This window comes from Mesorhizobium silamurunense, assembly GCF_014843825.1.
GTDB classification, from domain to species: Bacteria; Pseudomonadota; Alphaproteobacteria; order Rhizobiales; family Rhizobiaceae; genus Mesorhizobium; species Mesorhizobium silamurunense.
Genome location: NZ_JHQR01000435.1, coordinates 1 through 216 on the forward strand (window position 1 = coordinate 1; position 216 = coordinate 216).

Annotated in this window: 1 protein-coding gene; it reads left to right on the forward strand. The window is 68.1% G+C overall.

Features of this window, described 5'->3' with window-relative positions; all coding sequences use genetic code 11:
* Nucleotides 1–216: aldolase/citrate lyase family protein (locus DH10_RS35860; protein WP_246811698.1), on the forward strand; the 216-nt coding region annotated here is incomplete at both ends.

Here is a 216-nt window from a genome sequence, read left to right on the forward strand (position 1 = left end):
CTGCAGCGCAGCGAGCTGGCCGTTCCGGGCTCCAGCCCGGAGATGATCGACAAGGCGGCCAACAGCGCCGCCGACTTCGTCTTCCTCGACATCGAGGACGCGGTGGCGCCGCCCGACAAGGAGCGCGCCCGCAAGAACATCATCCAGGCGCTCAACGACATCGACTGGCGCGCCAAGGGCAAGACCGTCTCGGTGCGCATCAACGGCCTCGACACG